The organism is Streptomyces sp. NPDC059452 (assembly GCF_042750035.1).
Taxonomy (GTDB): domain Bacteria; phylum Actinomycetota; class Actinomycetes; order Streptomycetales; family Streptomycetaceae; genus Streptomyces.
In genome coordinates this window covers 144,073-161,089 of the sequence record NZ_JBHYVE010000007.1, presented here as the reverse complement: position 1 = coordinate 161,089, position 17,017 = coordinate 144,073, and the positions used below count along the sequence as shown (strand labels likewise).

At 71.5% G+C, this 17,017-nt stretch carries 14 protein-coding genes and 1 tRNA gene; 7 read left to right on the top strand and 8 right to left on the bottom strand.

Translation table 11 applies throughout. The features are described from left to right. Positions 1-14: 14 nt before the first annotated feature. From ACFW9Z_RS12730 to ACFW9Z_RS12720, 3 genes are all read left to right on the top strand, one after another. Positions 15-440 (top strand): GntR family transcriptional regulator, encoded by a 426-nt coding sequence (locus tag ACFW9Z_RS12730; protein WP_384638613.1) that lies wholly within the window; start codon positions 15-17, stop codon positions 438-440. Between the two features lie 346 nt (positions 441-786). Then, positions 787-1,068: a hypothetical protein gene (locus ACFW9Z_RS12725; protein ID WP_384638610.1), complete on the top strand. Its 282-nt coding sequence runs from the start codon at positions 787-789 to the stop codon at positions 1,066-1,068. 54 nt (positions 1,069-1,122) lie between these two features. Next, positions 1,123-1,980 carry a helix-turn-helix domain-containing protein gene (locus ACFW9Z_RS12720; protein WP_384638607.1) on the top strand — a complete coding sequence of 286 codons (858 nt, stop codon included), beginning with the start codon at positions 1,123-1,125 and terminating at the stop codon, positions 1,978-1,980. Here the strand turns inward: ACFW9Z_RS12720 and ACFW9Z_RS12715 are convergent. Then, positions 1,958-2,914, bottom strand: a complete 957-nt coding sequence (locus ACFW9Z_RS12715) for a diaminopimelate epimerase (RefSeq protein ID WP_384638604.1) — start codon at positions 2,912-2,914, stop codon at positions 1,958-1,960. The genes ACFW9Z_RS12720 and ACFW9Z_RS12715 overlap by 23 nt on opposite strands. Positions 2,915-3,087: 173 nt before the next feature. Further along, positions 3,088-3,315 (bottom strand): hypothetical protein, encoded by a 228-nt coding sequence (locus ACFW9Z_RS12710; RefSeq protein WP_384638601.1) that lies wholly within the window; start codon positions 3,313-3,315, stop codon positions 3,088-3,090. A gap of 172 nt (positions 3,316-3,487) precedes the next feature. Between ACFW9Z_RS12710 and ACFW9Z_RS12705 the strand changes: the two genes are divergently transcribed. From ACFW9Z_RS12705 to ACFW9Z_RS12695, 3 genes are all read left to right on the top strand, one after another. Next, a complete protein-coding gene (locus ACFW9Z_RS12705) occupies positions 3,488-4,243 on the top strand; it encodes a GntR family transcriptional regulator (RefSeq protein ID WP_384638598.1) in 756 nt (251 codons plus the stop codon). A gap of 36 nt (positions 4,244-4,279) precedes the next feature. Continuing rightward, complete coding sequence (locus ACFW9Z_RS12700; RefSeq protein WP_384638595.1) at positions 4,280-5,305, top strand: hypothetical protein; 1,026 nt, start codon at positions 4,280-4,282, stop codon at positions 5,303-5,305. Positions 5,306-5,419: 114 nt separating this feature from the next. Next, positions 5,420-6,436, top strand: coding sequence for a fatty acid desaturase (locus ACFW9Z_RS12695; protein WP_384638593.1), 1,017 nt, complete (start codon positions 5,420-5,422; stop codon positions 6,434-6,436). 151 nt (positions 6,437-6,587) lie between these two features. Here ACFW9Z_RS12695 and ACFW9Z_RS12690 read toward each other — a convergent pair whose 3' ends face one another. The 4 genes from ACFW9Z_RS12690 to ACFW9Z_RS12675 form a co-directional block, all read right to left on the bottom strand. Further along, entirely contained in the window at positions 6,588-8,864 is a 2,277-nt protein-coding gene (locus ACFW9Z_RS12690) for a protein kinase (RefSeq protein WP_384638590.1), read from the bottom strand. A 169-nt stretch (positions 8,865-9,033) separates the two neighbouring features. Further along, a complete protein-coding gene (locus ACFW9Z_RS12685) occupies positions 9,034-10,371 on the bottom strand; it encodes an MFS transporter (RefSeq protein ID WP_384638587.1) in 1,338 nt (445 codons plus the stop codon). Between the two features lie 7 nt (positions 10,372-10,378). After that, a complete protein-coding gene (locus ACFW9Z_RS12680; RefSeq protein ID WP_384638584.1) occupies positions 10,379-11,023 on the bottom strand; it encodes a pyridoxamine 5'-phosphate oxidase family protein in 645 nt (214 codons plus the stop codon). A 368-nt stretch (positions 11,024-11,391) separates the two neighbouring features. Next, a complete protein-coding gene (locus ACFW9Z_RS12675) occupies positions 11,392-14,172 on the bottom strand; it encodes a BTAD domain-containing putative transcriptional regulator (RefSeq protein ID WP_384638581.1) in 2,781 nt (926 codons plus the stop codon). A gap of 303 nt (positions 14,173-14,475) precedes the next feature. Here ACFW9Z_RS12675 and ACFW9Z_RS12670 point away from each other — a divergent pair, with 303 nt between their 5' ends. Beyond that, entirely contained in the window at positions 14,476-15,105 is a 630-nt protein-coding gene (locus ACFW9Z_RS12670) for a hypothetical protein (protein WP_384638578.1), read from the top strand. Positions 15,106-15,213: 108 nt separating this feature from the next. Here ACFW9Z_RS12670 and ACFW9Z_RS12665 read toward each other — a convergent pair. Both ACFW9Z_RS12665 and ACFW9Z_RS12660 read right to left on the bottom strand, forming a co-directional pair. After that, a tRNA-Thr gene (locus ACFW9Z_RS12665) sits at positions 15,214-15,287 on the bottom strand. Positions 15,288-15,396: 109 nt separating this feature from the next. Beyond that, entirely contained in the window at positions 15,397-16,926 is a 1,530-nt protein-coding gene (locus ACFW9Z_RS12660; protein ID WP_384638575.1) for an alpha/beta hydrolase, read from the bottom strand. Positions 16,927-17,017: the final 91 nt, after the last annotated feature.

The window sequence follows — 17,017 nt, the reverse complement described above, 5'->3', positions numbered from 1 at the left end:
ATCCCCTACGTAAAATGTCGGAAATCGAGCGGAAGGTGAAGTCCGTGGTCGTGTTCCGCATCGACCGCCGCAGCGGAGTGGCGACGTATCTCCAGATCGTCCGCCAGGTCGAACAGGCGCTGCGCATGGGGGCCTTGGAGGAAGGTGACCGGCTGCCCACCGCCGCCCAGGTCGCCGCGGAGACCAAGGTCAACCCGAACACCACACTGAAGGCCTACCGGGAGCTGGAACGGGCGGGCCTGGCCGAGGTGCGCCAGGGAGCGGGCACCTTCATCACCCGCACCCTCGCCCAGCCCCGCTCCGGCCCCGACTCACCGCTCCGCGCCTCCCTGGCCGCCTGGCTGGCCGAGGCCCGCGCGGAGGGCCTCACGGGCCAAGACGTCACGGCCCTGTTCCACGCGGCGTTCGAGACCGCGTACCCGGGCGAGTCACCGGACTGACGGAGAGCGGGGGCGACCACCGGTGAAGGGCTGCCACGGGCCTGGGTCCCGCGGCAGCCCTTCCGGCCGTCCCGCCTTCCCCCACTCCCCGCCCTCCCCCACTCCCCGCCCTCCCTCCACTCCCCGCCTCCTCTGCCGCAATTCACCATAAGCCGACGCTTATCTCACACAGCGGAATCGATCAGGTTTTCCCGGCATTCGCCGTGAACAGCGAGCACATTCGAGCACACATTCACGGACCTGCGAGATTGTGCGGCAAGCAAGGGCAAGTCGATGGCGAAACAAACCTGGGCGGCGCAAGCTCATCAGCACCATTCGCCCAAAGCCACGCCAGCGGGAGGAACTCATGGCACTTCGCTTGCTGTGCAAAGACCCGGAGAGCCCCAACAACGGCAGCCCGACCCTCTATTACGATGATTCCTCGGGCACGTATCTGTTCCAGTCCTGGAAGGTTCTCGATACGGCGCGTCTGTCGGGAATCGTGGTTCCCGAGCACGAAACGGTCATCGAGTTCCCGGAACGTCTGCTCGCCCTCTTTCCGCAGCCCGGAGCCGGACGCGCCGAGGGGCCGTGCCGGTGCGGAGGGGTTCCGGAGGGGAGAGGGAGAGCCGGCCTCGGCGAACCGTAGCCATCTGTCGGTCGGCCGCTGGCCAACCCGGCCGGCGGCCACCACACTGACCCCATGGGAACCGTGAGCATCGATCAGGCGAAGAAGGCGCTGGGCAGCCAGCTCCGTACCCTGCGTCAGCGGCATGGAATCAGCGCTCGCGAACTGGCCGCCCGGGCCGGCTGGCACGAATCCAAGTGCAGCAAGATCGAAAACGGGAAGACCATGCCGTCGAAGGACGACATTCGCCTCTGGGCCCGGCTCTGCCACGCCGGGGACCAGGCCGACGACCTGGTTTCGGCCGCTGCCGGAATCAAGGACATGTACGTCCAGTGGCGCGATATGGAGCTCACCGGACTCCGGAGCGCCCAGAACAAAGTGCTGCCCCTCTGGGAGAACGCCACCGAGTTCGAGGCGTACTCCCACTCCCTGATCCCCGGTCCGCTCCAGACCAGGGAATACACCCACGCCGCCCTCACCGCGATCAGGGACCGGCGCTCACTCGTCGACGACGTGGACGCCGCCGTCGACACCCGCGTACGCAAACAAGGGCTCCTTCATGACAGCAGTCGCACGTTCCGGATCCTCATCGAGGAATGCGTGCTGCGCCGACGCATCGGCGGACCCGATACAGCGGTCCGCCAGATGGCCCGCCTCGTGGATATCAGCACGCTCCCGAACGTCGTGCTCGGGATCATCCCCGAGAGCGGGGACGCCGTGGTCCGGGACCGCATGTGGCCCGTCGAGGACTTCTGGATATTCGACCGCAGAACGGTGAACGTGGAGCTGGTGGCCGCGTACATGACCTTCAGTACCGACCATGAAGTCCGCCTGTACAAGCAGGCGTTCGACGAACTCACCGAACTGGCCGTGTTCGGGAAGGCGGCGCGCTCGCTCATCGCCACGGCGCTCAAGGACACCGCCGGGGAATGACGGCGGGGCCGATGCGGCCATGGGCGACGATCACCGCGGGACCGGCCAGCTCCATCGTCCCGTCCGAACGCACCGTCACACTCAGACTCCCTCCGGGGGAGTCCACCCGATACCGGCCGGGAGCCGACAGGCCCTGGAGGGCGCGGAAGGCCGCCACGGCGGCGCACGCGCCCGTACCGCAGGCGGGTGTCTCCCCCACCCCCCTTTCATGGACCCGTAATTGGAGGTGTCCGGCACCATGGGATACGACGAACTCGACCGTGACACCCCGCGGATAAGCACCGGCCGGTTCGACCCTCGGCGCTGAGCCCAGGTCCCCCAGCCCCGCGAGGTCCGGGACGAACGCGACGGCGTGCGGATTGCCCATGTCGACGTGGACGGCGGGCCAGCCGCGCTCACCGAGCACGACCCTGACCGTCTCGGGACCCGCAGCCGGACCTCCCTCAGGACCTGCCTCAAGACCCGTCCCCGTCCCCGTACTCGGCCACGGCCCCGGACCCGTCCCTGCCGCCACCCCCGGCAGAACGGGCGCTCCCATCAGCACGGCGACCGGGGCCGACGGATCGGCCGGGACGTCGACCTGGCGGACACCGGCCCGGGTCGCGACGGCGAACCGTCCCGCGGGGCAGTACCCGGCGTCCACGAGATAACGGCCCAGGACCCGCATCCCGTTGCCGCACATACCGCCCCTGCTGCCATCGGCGTTGCGGTAGTCCATGAACCAGACGGCCTCGGCAGCCATCGCCGCGGCCTCCGACTCGGCGGAGCAGCGGACGGCCCTCAGTATCCCGTCGGCCCCGATACCCGTACGGCGGTCGCACAGCCGCACGGTCTCGTCGGCGGAGAGGGAGAGCTCACCGTCCGGGTCGGCCAGCAGGAGGAAGTCATTGCCCGCACCGTGCCCCTTGGCGAAGGCCCAACCGGCAGCGGTCAACGCGCTGGGAGCCGGACCGGGAGACGGACCAGGCAACGCGCCGGTCCGAACGCCCGGAGGCGGGCTGGGAGACGCACCGGCCCGAACGCCCGGAGACGGACCAGGCAACGCACCGGCCCGAGTATCGGGAGACACACCGGACGACGCGTCCGCCGCGGAGCGCGAGGTTCCGGTCATGTGCCCGGGTCCGTCCCGCGTACGGAAGCGGCCGACGGGCCGGTGTCGCGCGGGACGCGCAGCCAGGCGGTCGTCCCGGTCGGCGTCGTGCGGAGCCCGTAGGTGTCGCCACTCTCCAGCACCGAGAGCAGCCGTTCCCAGGACGTGTCCCCCACCCGGGAGACATCGCTCTCGATACGGACCGCGTCGGGCTCCTCCACGATCTCCGGAGGGCTGCCCGTCAATGCCGTGAGCCGGCTGACCGCGCTCCGTATGAGCGCGCTCCCGCCCCTGTCCCTCATGGCTGCCACCGCTTCGGCCCGAGATCGATCACGCAGAGAGATTCTGGTTAACCAGCTTGTGACCCGCACGTTAGCTTGTCAATCCGTACAGGATGGCCCTGCCGCAAGGAGAGGTATGACTGACGGGGCAGCAGCGGCGCACCCCTATCAGCGGGTGGCCGCCGCCCTGCGGGACCGGATCGACCGGGGCCTCTGGCCCGTAGGCCACCGGCTCCCCTCCCGTTCCGTGCTGGCCCTGGAGTTCGCCGTCGGGGAGAACGTCGTGCGGCGCGCCTTGGAGCTGCTGGTGGCCGAGGGCATCCTGGAGGGCCGGGCAGGCTCGGGCACCTTCGTACGGGCCCGCCAGGAACGCCGGATCATGTTGCGCAGCCTCATCAGCCAGGGCCGGGCCGGCATCGCACCGCCCGGGTTCGAAGGGACCTGGGAGACGGAGAGCACGGCACGGATCGCGCCCCCTCCGCCGGTGGCCCGGCGCCTCCGGCTGGCCGACGGCGAACTGTGCGTCCGCACCGCCTACGAGTTCCTCGCCCCCGACCGGCGCCCGGTCATGCTCACCACGAGCTGGGAGCCGATGACCCTGACCGGGAGGACCGTGGTGGTCCTGCCGGAGGGCGGCCCGCTGGCAGGCCGGGGCGTCGCGGCGCGCATGGCCCACATCGGCATCACCGTGGCCCGGGCGGTCGAGCACATCCGCCCGGTCAGGGTCGACCGCCACCAGGCCGAACTGCTGGGCATCGCCACCGGCGCCCAGGCGACCAGCATCCAGCGCACGCACTACGACACCGGCGACCGTCCCGTGGAGACCGCCGACATCGTGATCCCCGCCGAGCACTGGGAGATCGCGTACGAAATCCGGATCGAGCTCGACTGACGCTCGGCCGACACAGATGCCAGGGGGAGCCTCCGTATGACCGAACAACGCCGCGACCCGGTGGTCCGCGCCACCGAAGCGCTCGTCTCACCCTTACTCGGCTCGCTCATCGGCCTGGCAGGCATCGTCGTGCCGGTGGTCGCCTGGATCAGCGCACGGGCCGAGGTGAAGAACGCCCTGCTGATCACCGAGACGGTGATCGTCATCATCCTGATGGCCAGTCACCTATGGTTGCGCAAGGCCTACATCACCCTGCGGCGCGTGAACAACCTCAAGCGGATGGACGACGCCCGCTACTACGACCTCATCCGCAGCCACCTGGAGAACGAGCTCATCTCGGACTACAGCGATATCGCGGACGGCCACATGCGGGTCTACGCGAGCGAGGTCCCCCAACTCTCGGTGCTCCTGGTGAAGACACTCACCGAGTCCGGCTCCGCACCCCGCCGCATCCTCGCGTCCGACCTGACGACCAACCCCTCACTGCTCACCCAGCGGCACGAGTACCTCTCCGCCAACCGCCGCTTCATCGAGAGCGGCGGGGTCATCCACCGGCTGTTCATCGCCCACCGGGCCGACCTGGTCGACCAGCGCTACGCCACCGCCCTCCTCGAACTGATCGACCGGCACCGCGGCCTCGGCGTCACCTGCGGGATCGCCGTACGCGAACGGCTGCGGGCGGAAGAGGCCGTGGACGCCATCGTGTTCGCGTCGGCCGCCGTGCTCGTGGAGGAGGAGCAGGGGGACGCCGACTACCGCCACGGGCGTTCCAGCGTCTACTTCAAGGGCGTGGATCGGTGGACCCGGCGGTTCGAGTCCGCCTGGGGGCAGGGGTCCGACGCGGGTTCCCGTCGGCTGGAGAAGTACGAGGCGGTCGTCCGGCCCATGCTCGGCGCAGGCGAAGGCGGCACGGGCGGAGCCAATACAGGCACAGGCGCAAGCAGCACGGGCGGAGCCAATACAGGCACAGGCAGTACGGGCGGAAGCACGGGCTCAGGCTCAGCCGGAGGCACGGATCGCTGGGTTCAGGACAGGGTGGATGCGGTTCTGGACAGCTTCTGACCGGACCGGAGGGCCTGTCGGCGAACCACGGGTCAACCTGGTGCACCAGATGTACGGTGGGTGACGTCCTGGGTGGGAGTTTCCCGCCCCACGTCTGCCCTGGGGCCTCTCACCATGCTGCTCGCGCTGAGCATCCTCGCGGCGGGCACCGCTCTCCGCCAGGTGGACCGCGTCCGGTTCGCCGTCGGCCGCCCCCGTGGAGCGGGCGCGGGTGACCTCCTCGCCCACCAGCGGGCGCGGGCGAACGACACCACCCCCACGCTGCTGCTCGTCGGCCAGTGGACGCAGATCGTCGGATGGTGGCTGCTGGCCGCCGAGGGCGTCCTCGGCGCGCTGGTGGCGGCGGTCGGCGTGGCCGTGCAGTTCCGGCACCTCCAGGAGATCAGCCACTTCGCGGTCCACGGAGTCCTGGCCCGCACCTCCCGGGCCAACCACCTCCTCGCTGAAACGTTTGTGCACCACCCCATGGCCCTGGGACCGGCCCGGATACGCCGCATACGGCACGTACGTGAGCACCACCCCAACGCCACGGTGGCGGGGGCCGACCCGAACCTCGCCGAACTCCAGCAGGCGGGCCTCCGCCCCGGCATAGGCACCGGCCGGCTCGTCCTGGCCCTGCTGCACCCGCTGACCCCGGCGGGCATGAGGATCACCGCCCGCACCCTCGGCGGCAACCTCCTCGGATCCGGCCGCGCGGGCCGGATCGGGGCGGTCCTGGCCCTCCTGGCCGCCGCCCAACTGATCGGCGGCTGGCAGGCGGTGGTCTGCGGCGTACTCGTACCGCGACTGCTGCTGTACCCGCAGCTCGCGTGGCTCAGCCTCTTCGTCGAGCACACCTGGTTCGATCCGGACCCGCGCAGCGGTCCACCGGCCTGGACGGAGGCGGGGCGGTGCCTGCGGCTCTACCCCCGCAACCCCGCCCTCGCCCTCCTGGCCCTCGGGACCTGGCTGCCGTACGGGGACCTGTACCACTACGCCCACTCGGCCCATCCGGGGATGCGCTGGAACTACCTCCGCGCGTTCGAACGGAGCCTGGACGCCCCGCACTTCCTGCCCGACGGCCTCGCCCTGGGCTCCACCACGGTGCTGCGCCGCCACCGGTCCGCCCTCACCCGGACACCGTCGCCGTGACCCCGGCCGCCTGACCCCGGCCTCCTGACCCCGGCCTCCTGACTCCGGCCTCCTGACCCCGGCCTCCTGACTCCGGCCTCCTGACCCCGCCGCCCTGACGACGGCCCCGAGCCCCGAGCCCCGAGCCCGTACGCCGCCGTCTCCCCTGCGCTCAGGCGCGGTTGTAGCGGTAGCCGCTGCCGTGGGCGGGGCCGACGTCGTGCCGGATGCCGGACCCGTCGACGACGAAGAACGAGGGGTCGGAGTCGCGGCACATCCCGGTGGAGCGCCCCTTGTCCACGGTGGCGGTACCGACGTTGATCCGCTTCCCGCCGTCCGAGACGGAGGTGAGCGTCGCCGTGTACTCGCAGTGCCCCGTGCCCTGTACGTCGGCGACGAGGGTCACCGCGTGCTGTCCCGGGGACACCCGCCGGATGACCACGGTGTGGGGCTGGAGGGAGTACTGCGATGCGATGGACCAGGTCCCGACGAAGTGCTGGGGCACCCGGTTGTCGGGGGCCGGGGGCTTGGGGTCCGTGACGGGCGGCTTCGGCGCGGTACCGGAACCGGAACCTCCATCGCCGGAGCCCGCGTTGGCGGATCCAGTGCTGCCCGAGCTGCTGCCGCCCGATCCGCCGCTGCCGGAGCCGCCGCTCCCGGACGAACCGGAGCCGGACGAGCCGGACCCACCGCCGGATGAGGAGGACCCGGCGCCCGAACCGCCGTCGGCCCCCGTCGACGTACTCCCGGGAGCGACGCCCCCTCCGCTGCCGGAACCCTCACCGGCACCTTCGCCACCACTGCCGCCGTCCTTGCCCTGCTCCTCTTCCTTCCCCTTCCCGTCCTCCTCGTCGTCCTTCTTCCCCTTCTTTCCCTTGTCCCCGTCCTCGTCGGCGGGGCTCTCGGAGGGGGATGTGGCGGGGGCGGAGGGGTGATCGCCGGTTCCGGGGGATGCGGCGGCATCGCCCTTACGGGCATCCGCGCCGCCTCCGGACCCGTGGTTGAGGAGGGCAACGGTGGATCCGGTGGCCAGAACGGCGAGAACCGCGGCGGCCACGACCCACGTACGGCGACGACGCGAGAGCTTTCCCCGGCGGCCTTCGGAATCTCCGGAACCGCTCCCGGAGACGACGAGGGCGGCCGGGGTCGGGGAGGGGGGTTTCGCCGCTTCCGGTTCGGGGGTGGGCTTCGCTTCGCGTACGGGTGCGGGTGCGGGCCCGGGGGTCCGTGCCGCCTCGGGCTCGGATACGGGTACGGGATCGGGTGCGGGTACCGCCTCGGGTACAGGTACGGGTGCCGCCTCCGCCCCCGCCCCCGCCTCGGCAGCCGGGCCCGGCCGCAGATCAGCCGTTACGACGTCGGCATCGGCATCGGCATCGGGGCGAGGCTCCTCCCCGGCCCCCGCCTTCGACACGTCCGCCTTCGACGCCACCACTGCCTCCGGCGCCCCCGCCCCCTCCGAAGTCGGCACATCCGCGTCCAGCAGCAAGGCCGCCTGTCGTGCGAGGCGGGCCAGGAGCTGCGGCGGGAGCCACGCGCCGCCCCGCAGGGTGCCCGACCCCTCCGACGTACCCAGATCGTCCAACAGCGCGTCGACACACGGACGTTCGGCGGGCTTCTTGGTCAGGCAGCGCCCGATCAGCTCGCGCAACGGGGCGTCCCCCACCTGGGTGAGGTCCGGTGCGCCCTCGACGATCCGGTACATCACGGCGTGCTGGTTGCTCGCGCCGTTCCCGAAGGGCAGCTGCCCCGTGGCCGCGTACATCAGTACGCAGCCGAGCGCGAAGACGTCCGCCCCCGTGCCGGTCTCCTCGCCGAGGATCTGCTCGGGCGCCATGAACCCGGGTGAGCCGATGACCATACCGGTGCTGGTGAGCAGGGACTCGACGGAGACCTGGAGCGCGCGGGCGATGCCGAAGTCGATGACGCGGGGGCCGTCCACGGTGAGCAGGACATTGGACGGCTTCAGGTCACGGTGCACGATTCCGGCCGCGTGGATGCCGCGCAGCGCCCGCAACAGCCCCTCGGCCAGGGCGTGTACGGACTCGGCGGGGAGCGGCCCGTGTTCCCGTACGGCCTGTTCCAGGGAGGGTCCGGGGACATAGCCGGTCGCCACCCACGGGTGGCCGGCGTCCGCGTCCGCATCCAGGACGGGGGCAGTGTAGCGGCCGCCGACGCGGCGGGCGGCCTCGATCTCACGGCGGAACCGGGCCCGGAACTCCCCGTTGGCGATGTGCTCCTCGTGCACGACCTTCACGGCCACCGTGCGGCCCCCCGCGGAACGGGCCAGATAGACCCGCCCCATCCCGCCCGCCCCGAGCCGGCCGAGCAGCGGATAGGGGCCGATCCGTTCCGGGTCACCGGCCGCGAGGGGGCGTATGCCCTCCATGGCCGTGTACCGCTCGTCGTTCCGCTCGCCGTCGTCGCGCTGTTCCCTGTTCACGCTCATATTGACCCGATCCCCCGATGGCCCGTTCCCCTGCGGACGCCCCGCGCTCGCCCCAGAATAGAAGCCGCCCGCGCGCCCCGCGCACACGGCCGGGCGCTTGGTGAGGGTTGTTCAACTATGCACCCTCGCAAAGGCACTGGGGCGGCCACCCGGCCCCGTAACCGCTGGGTCAGAGGCGGTCGGGAACCCTGCGCAGGGAGCGGATCGGGCGGGTGACGAGGAGGGCGGAGGCGGCGAGGAAGGAGACCACGACGCCCACCAGGAGCACCGCGTCGGTGCCGAACGCGCCGACGGCCGGGCCTGCCAGCGCGCTACCGATCGGGTACATGCCGACGGAGCCCGCGACCTCGTAGGCGTGGATGCGGTTGAGCATCGCGCCCGGTACCTGGGTCTGCACGCTGGTGGCCCACATGACGCCCCAGAGCCCGAGCCCGATCCCGACCGCGATCTGGGCGGCACCGAGCATCCAGACCGGCCAGCCGAGCACGATGCCGAGCGGGTACACCGGGTACGCCATCATCGCCACGGCCCCGGCGGCGAGGGGCCGTTCGGGCTTGTAGCGGATGGCGAGCAGTCCGCCGATCACGGTTCCGGCGCCCAGCGCGGCGTTGATCAGGCCGAAGGACCGCGCACCGTGTTCGGGCACGATGACCCCGGCGGCCACCGAGAGCTGCGGCCCCCAGGCGAAGACCGCGTAGAACATCCAGATCACGATCACGCCCCAGAGCCAGCTGCGGGACCAGAACTCCCGCCAGCCGACCGCCAGATTGCGCCACATGGACTCACCGGCCGGCGGGGCGGGCACCACCCCGAGCCGGAGCAGGAAGAGGCAGACGGCGCTGGTCCCGTAGGCGACGGCGGAGATCACCATCACCCAGCCGGTGGACCCGAACCCGACCAGGGTCCCGGCCAGCGCCGGGCCGCCGAGACCGGTGATCGCCTCGGAGGTGCGCAGTACCCCGTTGGCCCCCTGCACATCCCGGGAGACCAGCGGAACGGTCGAGGCGGCGCCCGGCTGGAACAGCGCGTTCGCGGTACCGGCCACCACCAGCAGCCCGTACAGCTGCCAGAGGTGGTCGATGCCGTGGATGAAGAGGAGGGCGAGCAGGACGTGGGCGACGAGGTTGGCCAGATCCGCGATGATCATCATCCGGCGGGCGGTGAACCGGTCGGCGAGCACCCCGCCGAACAGCACAAGACCGGCGAACGGGGCGACCAGGAACGCCATCGAGTAGCCCGCGGCATCGAGCCCGTACCCCTCGATGAGCAGACCGGCCGCGACCGCGACGGGCAGCATGGCCCAGCTGAGCAGGCCCGCGCTGCGGCCGACGAAGTAGTACGTGAAGTTACGGGACCAGATCGCCGGCTCCCCCGCGGGCGGCGATCCGTGCTTCCCCGTGGGTGGTGATCCGTGCTCCCCCGTGGGTGGTGCTCCACCGGGCCCGCCACCGCCCCCTGCCGGTGAGGATGTCTTCACCGCGGTGCGGTCCGCCACGCGCTCTTCCATACCTGCTTCAGTCCTTCGGTCGTCGGTCGTGGCGCGCGGCGAGCTCCGCGCGCAGGGCGGCGTTCTCCCGCTCCAGCGACGCCAGGCGGTCGTGGATGGGGGCCAGGGCGTCGGAGAGTTCGTCCTGGCTGAAGCGGGGGGTGATGTGATTGGGGCAGTTCCAGGCGACGGCCTCGACCCGGATGGTGACGAGCTGCTCGACCCGGCCGCCGGTGCGCGGCGATTCCAGGCGTCCGGCGAGCGCCGGATTCTCGTCGGCCGGTACGGCGGTGGCGCGGCCGAACAGTTTGAGGCGGGTCTGACGGGCGTGGTCGATGAAGAAGAGCGCGACCCGGTCGTTGCCGCGCACGTTGCCGGTGGTGATGTACTGCCGGTTGCCCCGGACGTCCAGATAGCCGAGCGTGTGCTCGTCCAGGACGTGGACGAACCCCGGCGGGCCGCCCCGGAACTGGATGTACGGCCAGCCGGTCTCGCCCACGCTGGAGAACAGGAAGCCGTCGAGGCCGCGGATGAAGTCGGCGACGGGACCGGTGATCGGCTCGGCCTCCCCGGCAGGCTCCCGCAGCCGCCGCCCGGCCGCCGTGGCGCTGCCCATCTCCTCCTGGACCCGGCGCACCGAGGGGGTGTAGGCGAGGGTGTCGTACCGGCTCATACGGCACTGATCCGGCGCTGGGGGTGACGCTGGGGGCAGGGCGGGAACGGCATGGAACCTCACTCCGATCACAGGGGACGGCACATGCGCAGGACGACGACCCTCGGATTCGGCACGGGGTGTGGCCTTGCGGTGGGGCAACCGTACGGACCCGGCCTGGTCGGGCTTCTCCAGCCGGACCAGAGGACCGGAAGGGCGCGGAAGACCGCCTTCCGGCCGAACGCATGGGCGCTGAGCTGCGGTTCTGCCGGTGGATACCGGTCGGCCCACGGGGACCGGCAGAACTGGGTGAACTGCCGGAGTAGTTCAGGTCAACGGGTCAACGGGTCAACGCATCAACCAGGTCAACAGAGCAACAGAGCAACAGGTCAGCAGGTCAATCCCAGCCCGGTGACGCCGTTCCCGGCGCGCGCCGCCCCGTTTCCGCAGCGGGTGAGTTCACGCCCCTGGGAGAGGTAGTCGTACGACGGCAGCCCACCGCCGTTCTCCCGCTGCGCGGCGCCCATGCCGCGCAGTGCCAGCGCCTGCCCGTCGACCCAGTCGGCCTGCCGCGCGAGCTCCAGGGCGCTGCCGAACAGCTCCAGGGCCCGCGCGTTGTCCGCCAGCACCTGGTGGCATTCGGCGCGCCGCAACTGGGCGGCGGCCTGGGCCCGCAGCTCGCCGTCGGCGACAGCCGCGTGCAGGCTTGCGGTCGCGACCTTGAGGCAGTCGCCCGTGTACATCCCCGCCGAGAGGTAGGTGTGCAGGCTCTCCGCCAGCCGCCGGGCGACGACGGTAAAGCCGGTACCGGACGCCTCCAGGACGGCACCGGCCAGGTTCTCCCGCTCGCTGTCCAGCCACTCCAAGGCCTGACCGCGACCGGAGAAGACCAGCGCGGCGGCGGGCACCGCATCGGCGGACGGGCCCGGAATACGGTCCTCCGGGCGGTCCGAGCTGTGCACCGCAGAGCCCAGGCCGCGCTCCTCCGGATAGAGCAGCCGGTCGGCCGCGTCGGTCCGCTGGAGGTACCAGGCGAAGAGCCGCTGCCGGGCCGCGTGCGCCTCCTCCTGGCCCGCCAGCTCGCGGGCGTAGGAGCGCAGCAGGTCGTGGAGGCCGAACCGGCCGACCGCCCGCTCCTGCACCAGATGGGCGTCGGCCAGGCTCACCAGCAGTGCGGCCGATGCGGCCGGGGTCACGTCCGCCAGCGCCGCGCCGCCCTCCGCGGTGAGGTCCGGGCCGGGCATCAGGCCGATGAGCCGGAACATGCGCTGGGACTGGGCCGGGAGCGCGTCGTAGGAGAGGTCGAAGGCGGACCGTACCGTCGAACGCCGGTCCCCTTCGATGTGCAGCCGACTCAGCATGTCCTCGCCCGCCGGCTCGGCGCAGTGGTCGGCGATGGCGGCGTTGCGGGCCACCAGGTTGGCACCGGCGATCCGGATGGCCAGCGGGAGACCGCCGCACGCCCGCACGAGCCTGCGGGCCGCCTCGTCCTCGGCCGCGGCCCGGCACTCACCGACGATGCTGCCCAGCAGCCGACGGCCCTCGTCCGGATCGAGCACGTCCAGGCCGATGCGGCGGGCGCCGTCGTTGGAGACCAGCCCGGCGAGCTGGCTGCGGCTGGTGATCACCACCGCGCACCCCTGGGCGCCCGGGATGAGCGGCCTGACCTGCTCGGCGTCGCGCGCGTTGTCGAGGACGATCAGCAGGCGCTTGTCGGCGAGGAGCGTACGGTACAGCGCCGCGGCCTCCTCCTCGTCGGCGGGCAGTCGGTCGGGCGGGGCGCCGAGGGCCCGGAGGAACTGCGCGAGAACGTCACCGGTACGCAGCGGAGGAAGCCGGGAATGGCCGCGCAGGTCGACGAAGAGCTGCCCGTCCCGGAAGTGTTCGCGCCGGGCGTGCGCCCAATGCGTGGCGAGGGCGGTCTTGCCGACCCCGGGCGCGCCGACGACGGCCACCACACGCGAGCGGCGCTCCGGATCGGGCGAGACGAGGAGGTCCAGCACCTCCATCTGGGGCCGCCGCCCGACGTAGAACCCTGCGGCTGCGGGAAGTTGGGCGGGAAGGAGACCGGTGGACACGGCCGGTGACCGGCCCGACTCCACACTCTCCACACTCTCCATGCGCTCCACGCGCTCCACACTCTCCGGGCGCTCCATGCTCTCCGGGCGCTCCGCGAGGGGCACTTGCTGGCGCAGCACTCGCAGATGAGCATCACGGACCTCCGCGCTGGGCTCGATGCCCAACTCCTGGTCGAGCCGGTCGCGCAGGCGGCCGAACACGTCGAGCGCGGCGGCCTGTTCCCCGCTGCTGGCCAGGGCGAGGATCAGCCGGGCGTGCAGCCCTTCGTGGAGCGGCTCGGTGTTCACCAGGTCCCACAGCACCGGGACGGCCTCCTCGGGGCGGCGCAGGAGCAGAGCCGTATCGGCGTGCAGCAGCACCGCCTTGACGCGCCGCTCGTTGGCAGCCACAGCCGCCGGGTGCCGGCTCAGCACGGGGTCCGCGTCGGCGAGCACCGGACCCCGCCACCACCGTAGGGCCTGCGTCAGCGACTCGTACGCCGCCGCCGGGTCCGGTGCGCGGCGCAGGCGCTCCGCGCGGTCCAGCAGCTCGTCGAAGTGGCCGAGGTCGATCTGGTTCCGGTCCGCCCGGAGTACGTAACCGATGGGCGTCCGGGCGACGGTGGGCGCGGGGACGGCACCAGGGCCACCGCCCGGCTCCAGCAGTCGGCGGACCTGGCTGACGTAGGTGTGGACGAGGCTCGGGTGCGAGCCGGGCGGCCCGGACGGCCAGAGGGTGTCGCTGATCTCCTGCTGGGTGGAGGGCTCGGGGTACTTGAGCGCCAGCAGCCCGAGCAGGCGGCGCAGCATCGGGCTGGTGACCGGTACGGGGGTCCGGCCGCGCTGGAGGGCGAGCGGCCCGAGGATCAGCAGACGCGGCCGCCCGGCACCACGCGGCGTCCCTGTACGGGCGGCGGCCAACAGCTCCGCCAGCTCACCACCGGTCAGCCCCAGGGCTTCGGCGAGGCGTTGGAGCGTACGCGCCTGGGGCCGCCGGACCCGCCCACGCTCGATGTCGCGCAGCGCCCGGGTACTGATCCCGGCCCGCGCCGCGGCCACTTCCTGACTCAGCCCGGCCCGCCCGCGCAACGCCTGAATCCGAGCACCAACCACACTCCGCTCCCCCACCAGGCCTCCCCCGGGCTCCCCCACCGACCCTCCCCCGGGAAGCCCCACGCCCGACACCCTCCCCGACATGGCACCCCCTCGACTCCGCCATGGATCAGTCTGGACCGGACCAATACCCCGGGCAAGGGACACCAGGAGCCCGGTCCGACATTCCACGCCCCCCAGCACTTCCCCTCCCTCTCCCCCCGCCGCCTGGTCACAAATCCGTCACCACCGAAACATCCGGCCCCCCGGGGCACATAGGGCTCGCTACGGTCATGCCTCCATGAACCACCCAAGGGGGACGACGTGAACACCCGCACGCTCACCGCCGCGCTCGCCTGTCTCGCCACCCTGACACTCATCGGCTGCGACCCGCCCACCACGGACACGAAGCCCACACCTCCCCCAGCCACCGACCCCTCCGCCGCACCGCCCGATAAGGAGGACGAGCCCACCGAGTCCAAGGCGGTGCCCGACTTCGTCGGCATGGGCCTCCAATCCGCGCAGGATGCCGCCCAGGCAGAGGGCTTCTACTCGCTGAAGTCCCACGACAGCGCCGGCCGGGGACGCATGCAGGCGCTCGACCGGAACTGGAAGGTCTGCTCCCAGAACATCGCGTCCGGCAAGGTCGCCCCCACCGACACCACCCTGGACTTCGGCACGGTGAAGCTGGAGGAGACCTGCCCCACCGACGACGCGAAGCCCCCCGAGTCGGCGGGCGGCAAGATGCCGGACCTGGTCGGAGAGTCGCTCAAGGTGGCCCGCGGCGCCCTGGCCCCGAACACCTCGATCACGACGAAGGACGCGACGCAGGACCGCATGGTCCTGCTGGAGAGCAACTGGCAGGTCTGCACCCAGTCCCCCTCCCCCGGAGCCGTACTGAACGGCCGGCCGGTCGAGTTCACCGCAGTGAAGTTCGAGGAGGACTGCCCGTAGGCAAGCAGCATCCCCGCGGCAAAGACCCCGCCGCGCACGGACGATCCCGGATACGAGCCAAAAACGAAAAGGACCAGGCCAGAGGGTATCTGACCTGGTCTTCCACTGAGCCGCCTTCGGGATTCGAACCCGAGACCTACGCATTACGAGTGCGTTGCTCTGGCCAACTGAGCTAAGGCGGCGTGCCCCGTCGCACTATGGTGCGATCAGCAGCGGGGCCAAGTCTACACAGTTTCCGGGAGTGCTCCGTACCGGCCACTCCCGGGGGCGTCTGTGCAGGTCAAGGGGTGGTCAGCGGCACTTCTTGCCGTTGGTGGGCGGGGTGCCCTCCAGGAGGTAGGTGTTGATCGCCGTGTCGATGCAGTCGCTGCCCCGGCCGTACGCCGTGTGGCCGTCGCCGTCGTAGGTGAGCAGGGTGCCGGAGGAGAGCTGGCCGGCGAGGGCCTCGGACCACTTGTAGGGGGTGGCCGGGTCGCGGGTGGTGCCGACCACGAGGATCGGGTCGGCGCCCTTTGCCTCGGTGCGGTGGGGGGTGCCGGTGGCCTTGGTGGGCCAGTAGGCGCAGTTCAGGGAGGCCCAGGCGAAGCCGCGGCCGAAGACCGGGGAGGCCTTCTCGAAGTCCGGGACCGCCTTCTCCACCGCGTCCGGGCTGTCGAAGGCGGGCGGCAGGTCGAGGCAGTTCACGGCGGCGTTGGCGAACATCAGGTTCTCGTAGGTGCCGTCCGGCTGGCGCTCGTAGTAGCTGTCGGCCAGCGAGAGGAGGCCGGAGCCGTCGCTGCGCTGGGCGCCCGCGAGCGCCTCGCGCAGCTGGGGCCAGGCCGCCTCGTCGTACATCGCCGCGATCACCCCGGTGATGGCCAGGGACTCGCCGAGCGGGCGGTCGTCGCCGGTCGGGATCGGCTTCGCGTCCAGGTCCGTGAAGAGCTGCTTCAGCTCGGTCGCCGCGTCCGCCGTGGATGTCGTACCGAGCGGGCAGTCCGGCTGTTTGACGCAGTCGGCGGCGAAGGACTGGAACGCCCCCTCGAACCCAGCCGTCTGGTCGCGGTTCATGTCGACGGCCGGGAGGGAGGGGTCCATCGCCCCGTCCAGGACGAGGCGTCCGGCCCGCTCCGGGAAGAGGTCCGCGTACGTGGCACCCAGGAAGGTCCCGTACGAGGCGCCCACGTAGTGCAGCTTCTCGTCCCCGAGCAGGGACCGCAGGACGTCCATGTCACGGGCCGTGTCGACGGTGGAGACGTACGGGAGGATCTCGCCGGACCGCTTCTCGCAGCCCTGCGCGAACTTCTCGAAGGCCGCGCTGAGCTTCCGGACCTCCGCTTCGTCGTCCGGGGTCTGGTCGACCTGTGTGAAGGCGTCCATCTCCTTGCCCGTCAGGCACTCCACGGGCTCGCTGCGGGCCACCCCGCGCGGGTCGATGGCCACCATGTCGTAGCGGGCCCTGACCGGGGCCGGGTAGCCGAGTGCCGCGTACCCCTGGAGGTAGCCGATCGCGGAGCCGCCGGGGCCGCCCGGGTTCACCAGGAGCGAGCCGATCCGCTGGCCTGGGCCGGTGGCCTTCTTGCGGGAGACGGCGAGGTCGATGTCACCGTCGTCCGGCTTGTCGTAGTCCCTCGGCGCCTTCATCGTCGTGCACTCGAACCCCTCCACCCCGCAGTCACGCCAGCTCAGCTTCTGCGCGTAGTACGCCGACAGCCCCTCCGGCGCCGCTGTGCCGGTGGCCGAGGCGTTCGGTGACGAGCCTCCGGCGCTGCAGCCGGAGATGAGCAGGCCGGCAGTGCCGATCCCGATGGCGAAGGTGCGGAGGAGGCGCCTGGTCTTCATTCTGGGAGCGTATCCGGCGGGTGACCTGTCGTCCGATTCCCTGCTCAATCGGGTGAACCGGGCCTTGGCCGGGCTGTTCCCCTCGTCCCGC

What these genes read in the sequence shown, in the direction of transcription:
- ACFW9Z_RS12730 (WP_384638613.1), top strand. Translation starts at nt 15, where the DNA reads ATGTCGGAAATCGAGCGGAAGGTGAAGTCCGTGGTCGTGTTCCGCATC.
- ACFW9Z_RS12725 (WP_384638610.1), top strand. Translation starts at nt 787, where the DNA reads ATGGCACTTCGCTTGCTGTGCAAAGACCCGGAGAGCCCCAACAACGGC.
- ACFW9Z_RS12720 (WP_384638607.1), top strand. Translation starts at nt 1,123, where the DNA reads ATGGGAACCGTGAGCATCGATCAGGCGAAGAAGGCGCTGGGCAGCCAG.
- ACFW9Z_RS12705 (WP_384638598.1), top strand. Translation starts at nt 3,488, where the DNA reads ATGACTGACGGGGCAGCAGCGGCGCACCCCTATCAGCGGGTGGCCGCC.
- ACFW9Z_RS12700 (WP_384638595.1), top strand. Translation starts at nt 4,280, where the DNA reads ATGACCGAACAACGCCGCGACCCGGTGGTCCGCGCCACCGAAGCGCTC.
- ACFW9Z_RS12695 (WP_384638593.1), top strand. Translation starts at nt 5,420, where the DNA reads ATGCTGCTCGCGCTGAGCATCCTCGCGGCGGGCACCGCTCTCCGCCAG.
- ACFW9Z_RS12690 (WP_384638590.1), bottom strand. Translation starts at nt 8,864, where the DNA reads ATGAGCGTGAACAGGGAACAGCGCGACGACGGCGAGCGGAACGACGAG.
- ACFW9Z_RS12685 (WP_384638587.1), bottom strand. Translation starts at nt 10,371, where the DNA reads ATGGAAGAGCGCGTGGCGGACCGCACCGCGGTGAAGACATCCTCACCG.
- ACFW9Z_RS12680 (WP_384638584.1), bottom strand. Translation starts at nt 11,023, where the DNA reads ATGAGCCGGTACGACACCCTCGCCTACACCCCCTCGGTGCGCCGGGTC.
- ACFW9Z_RS12660 (WP_384638575.1), bottom strand. Translation starts at nt 16,926, where the DNA reads ATGAAGACCAGGCGCCTCCTCCGCACCTTCGCCATCGGGATCGGCACT.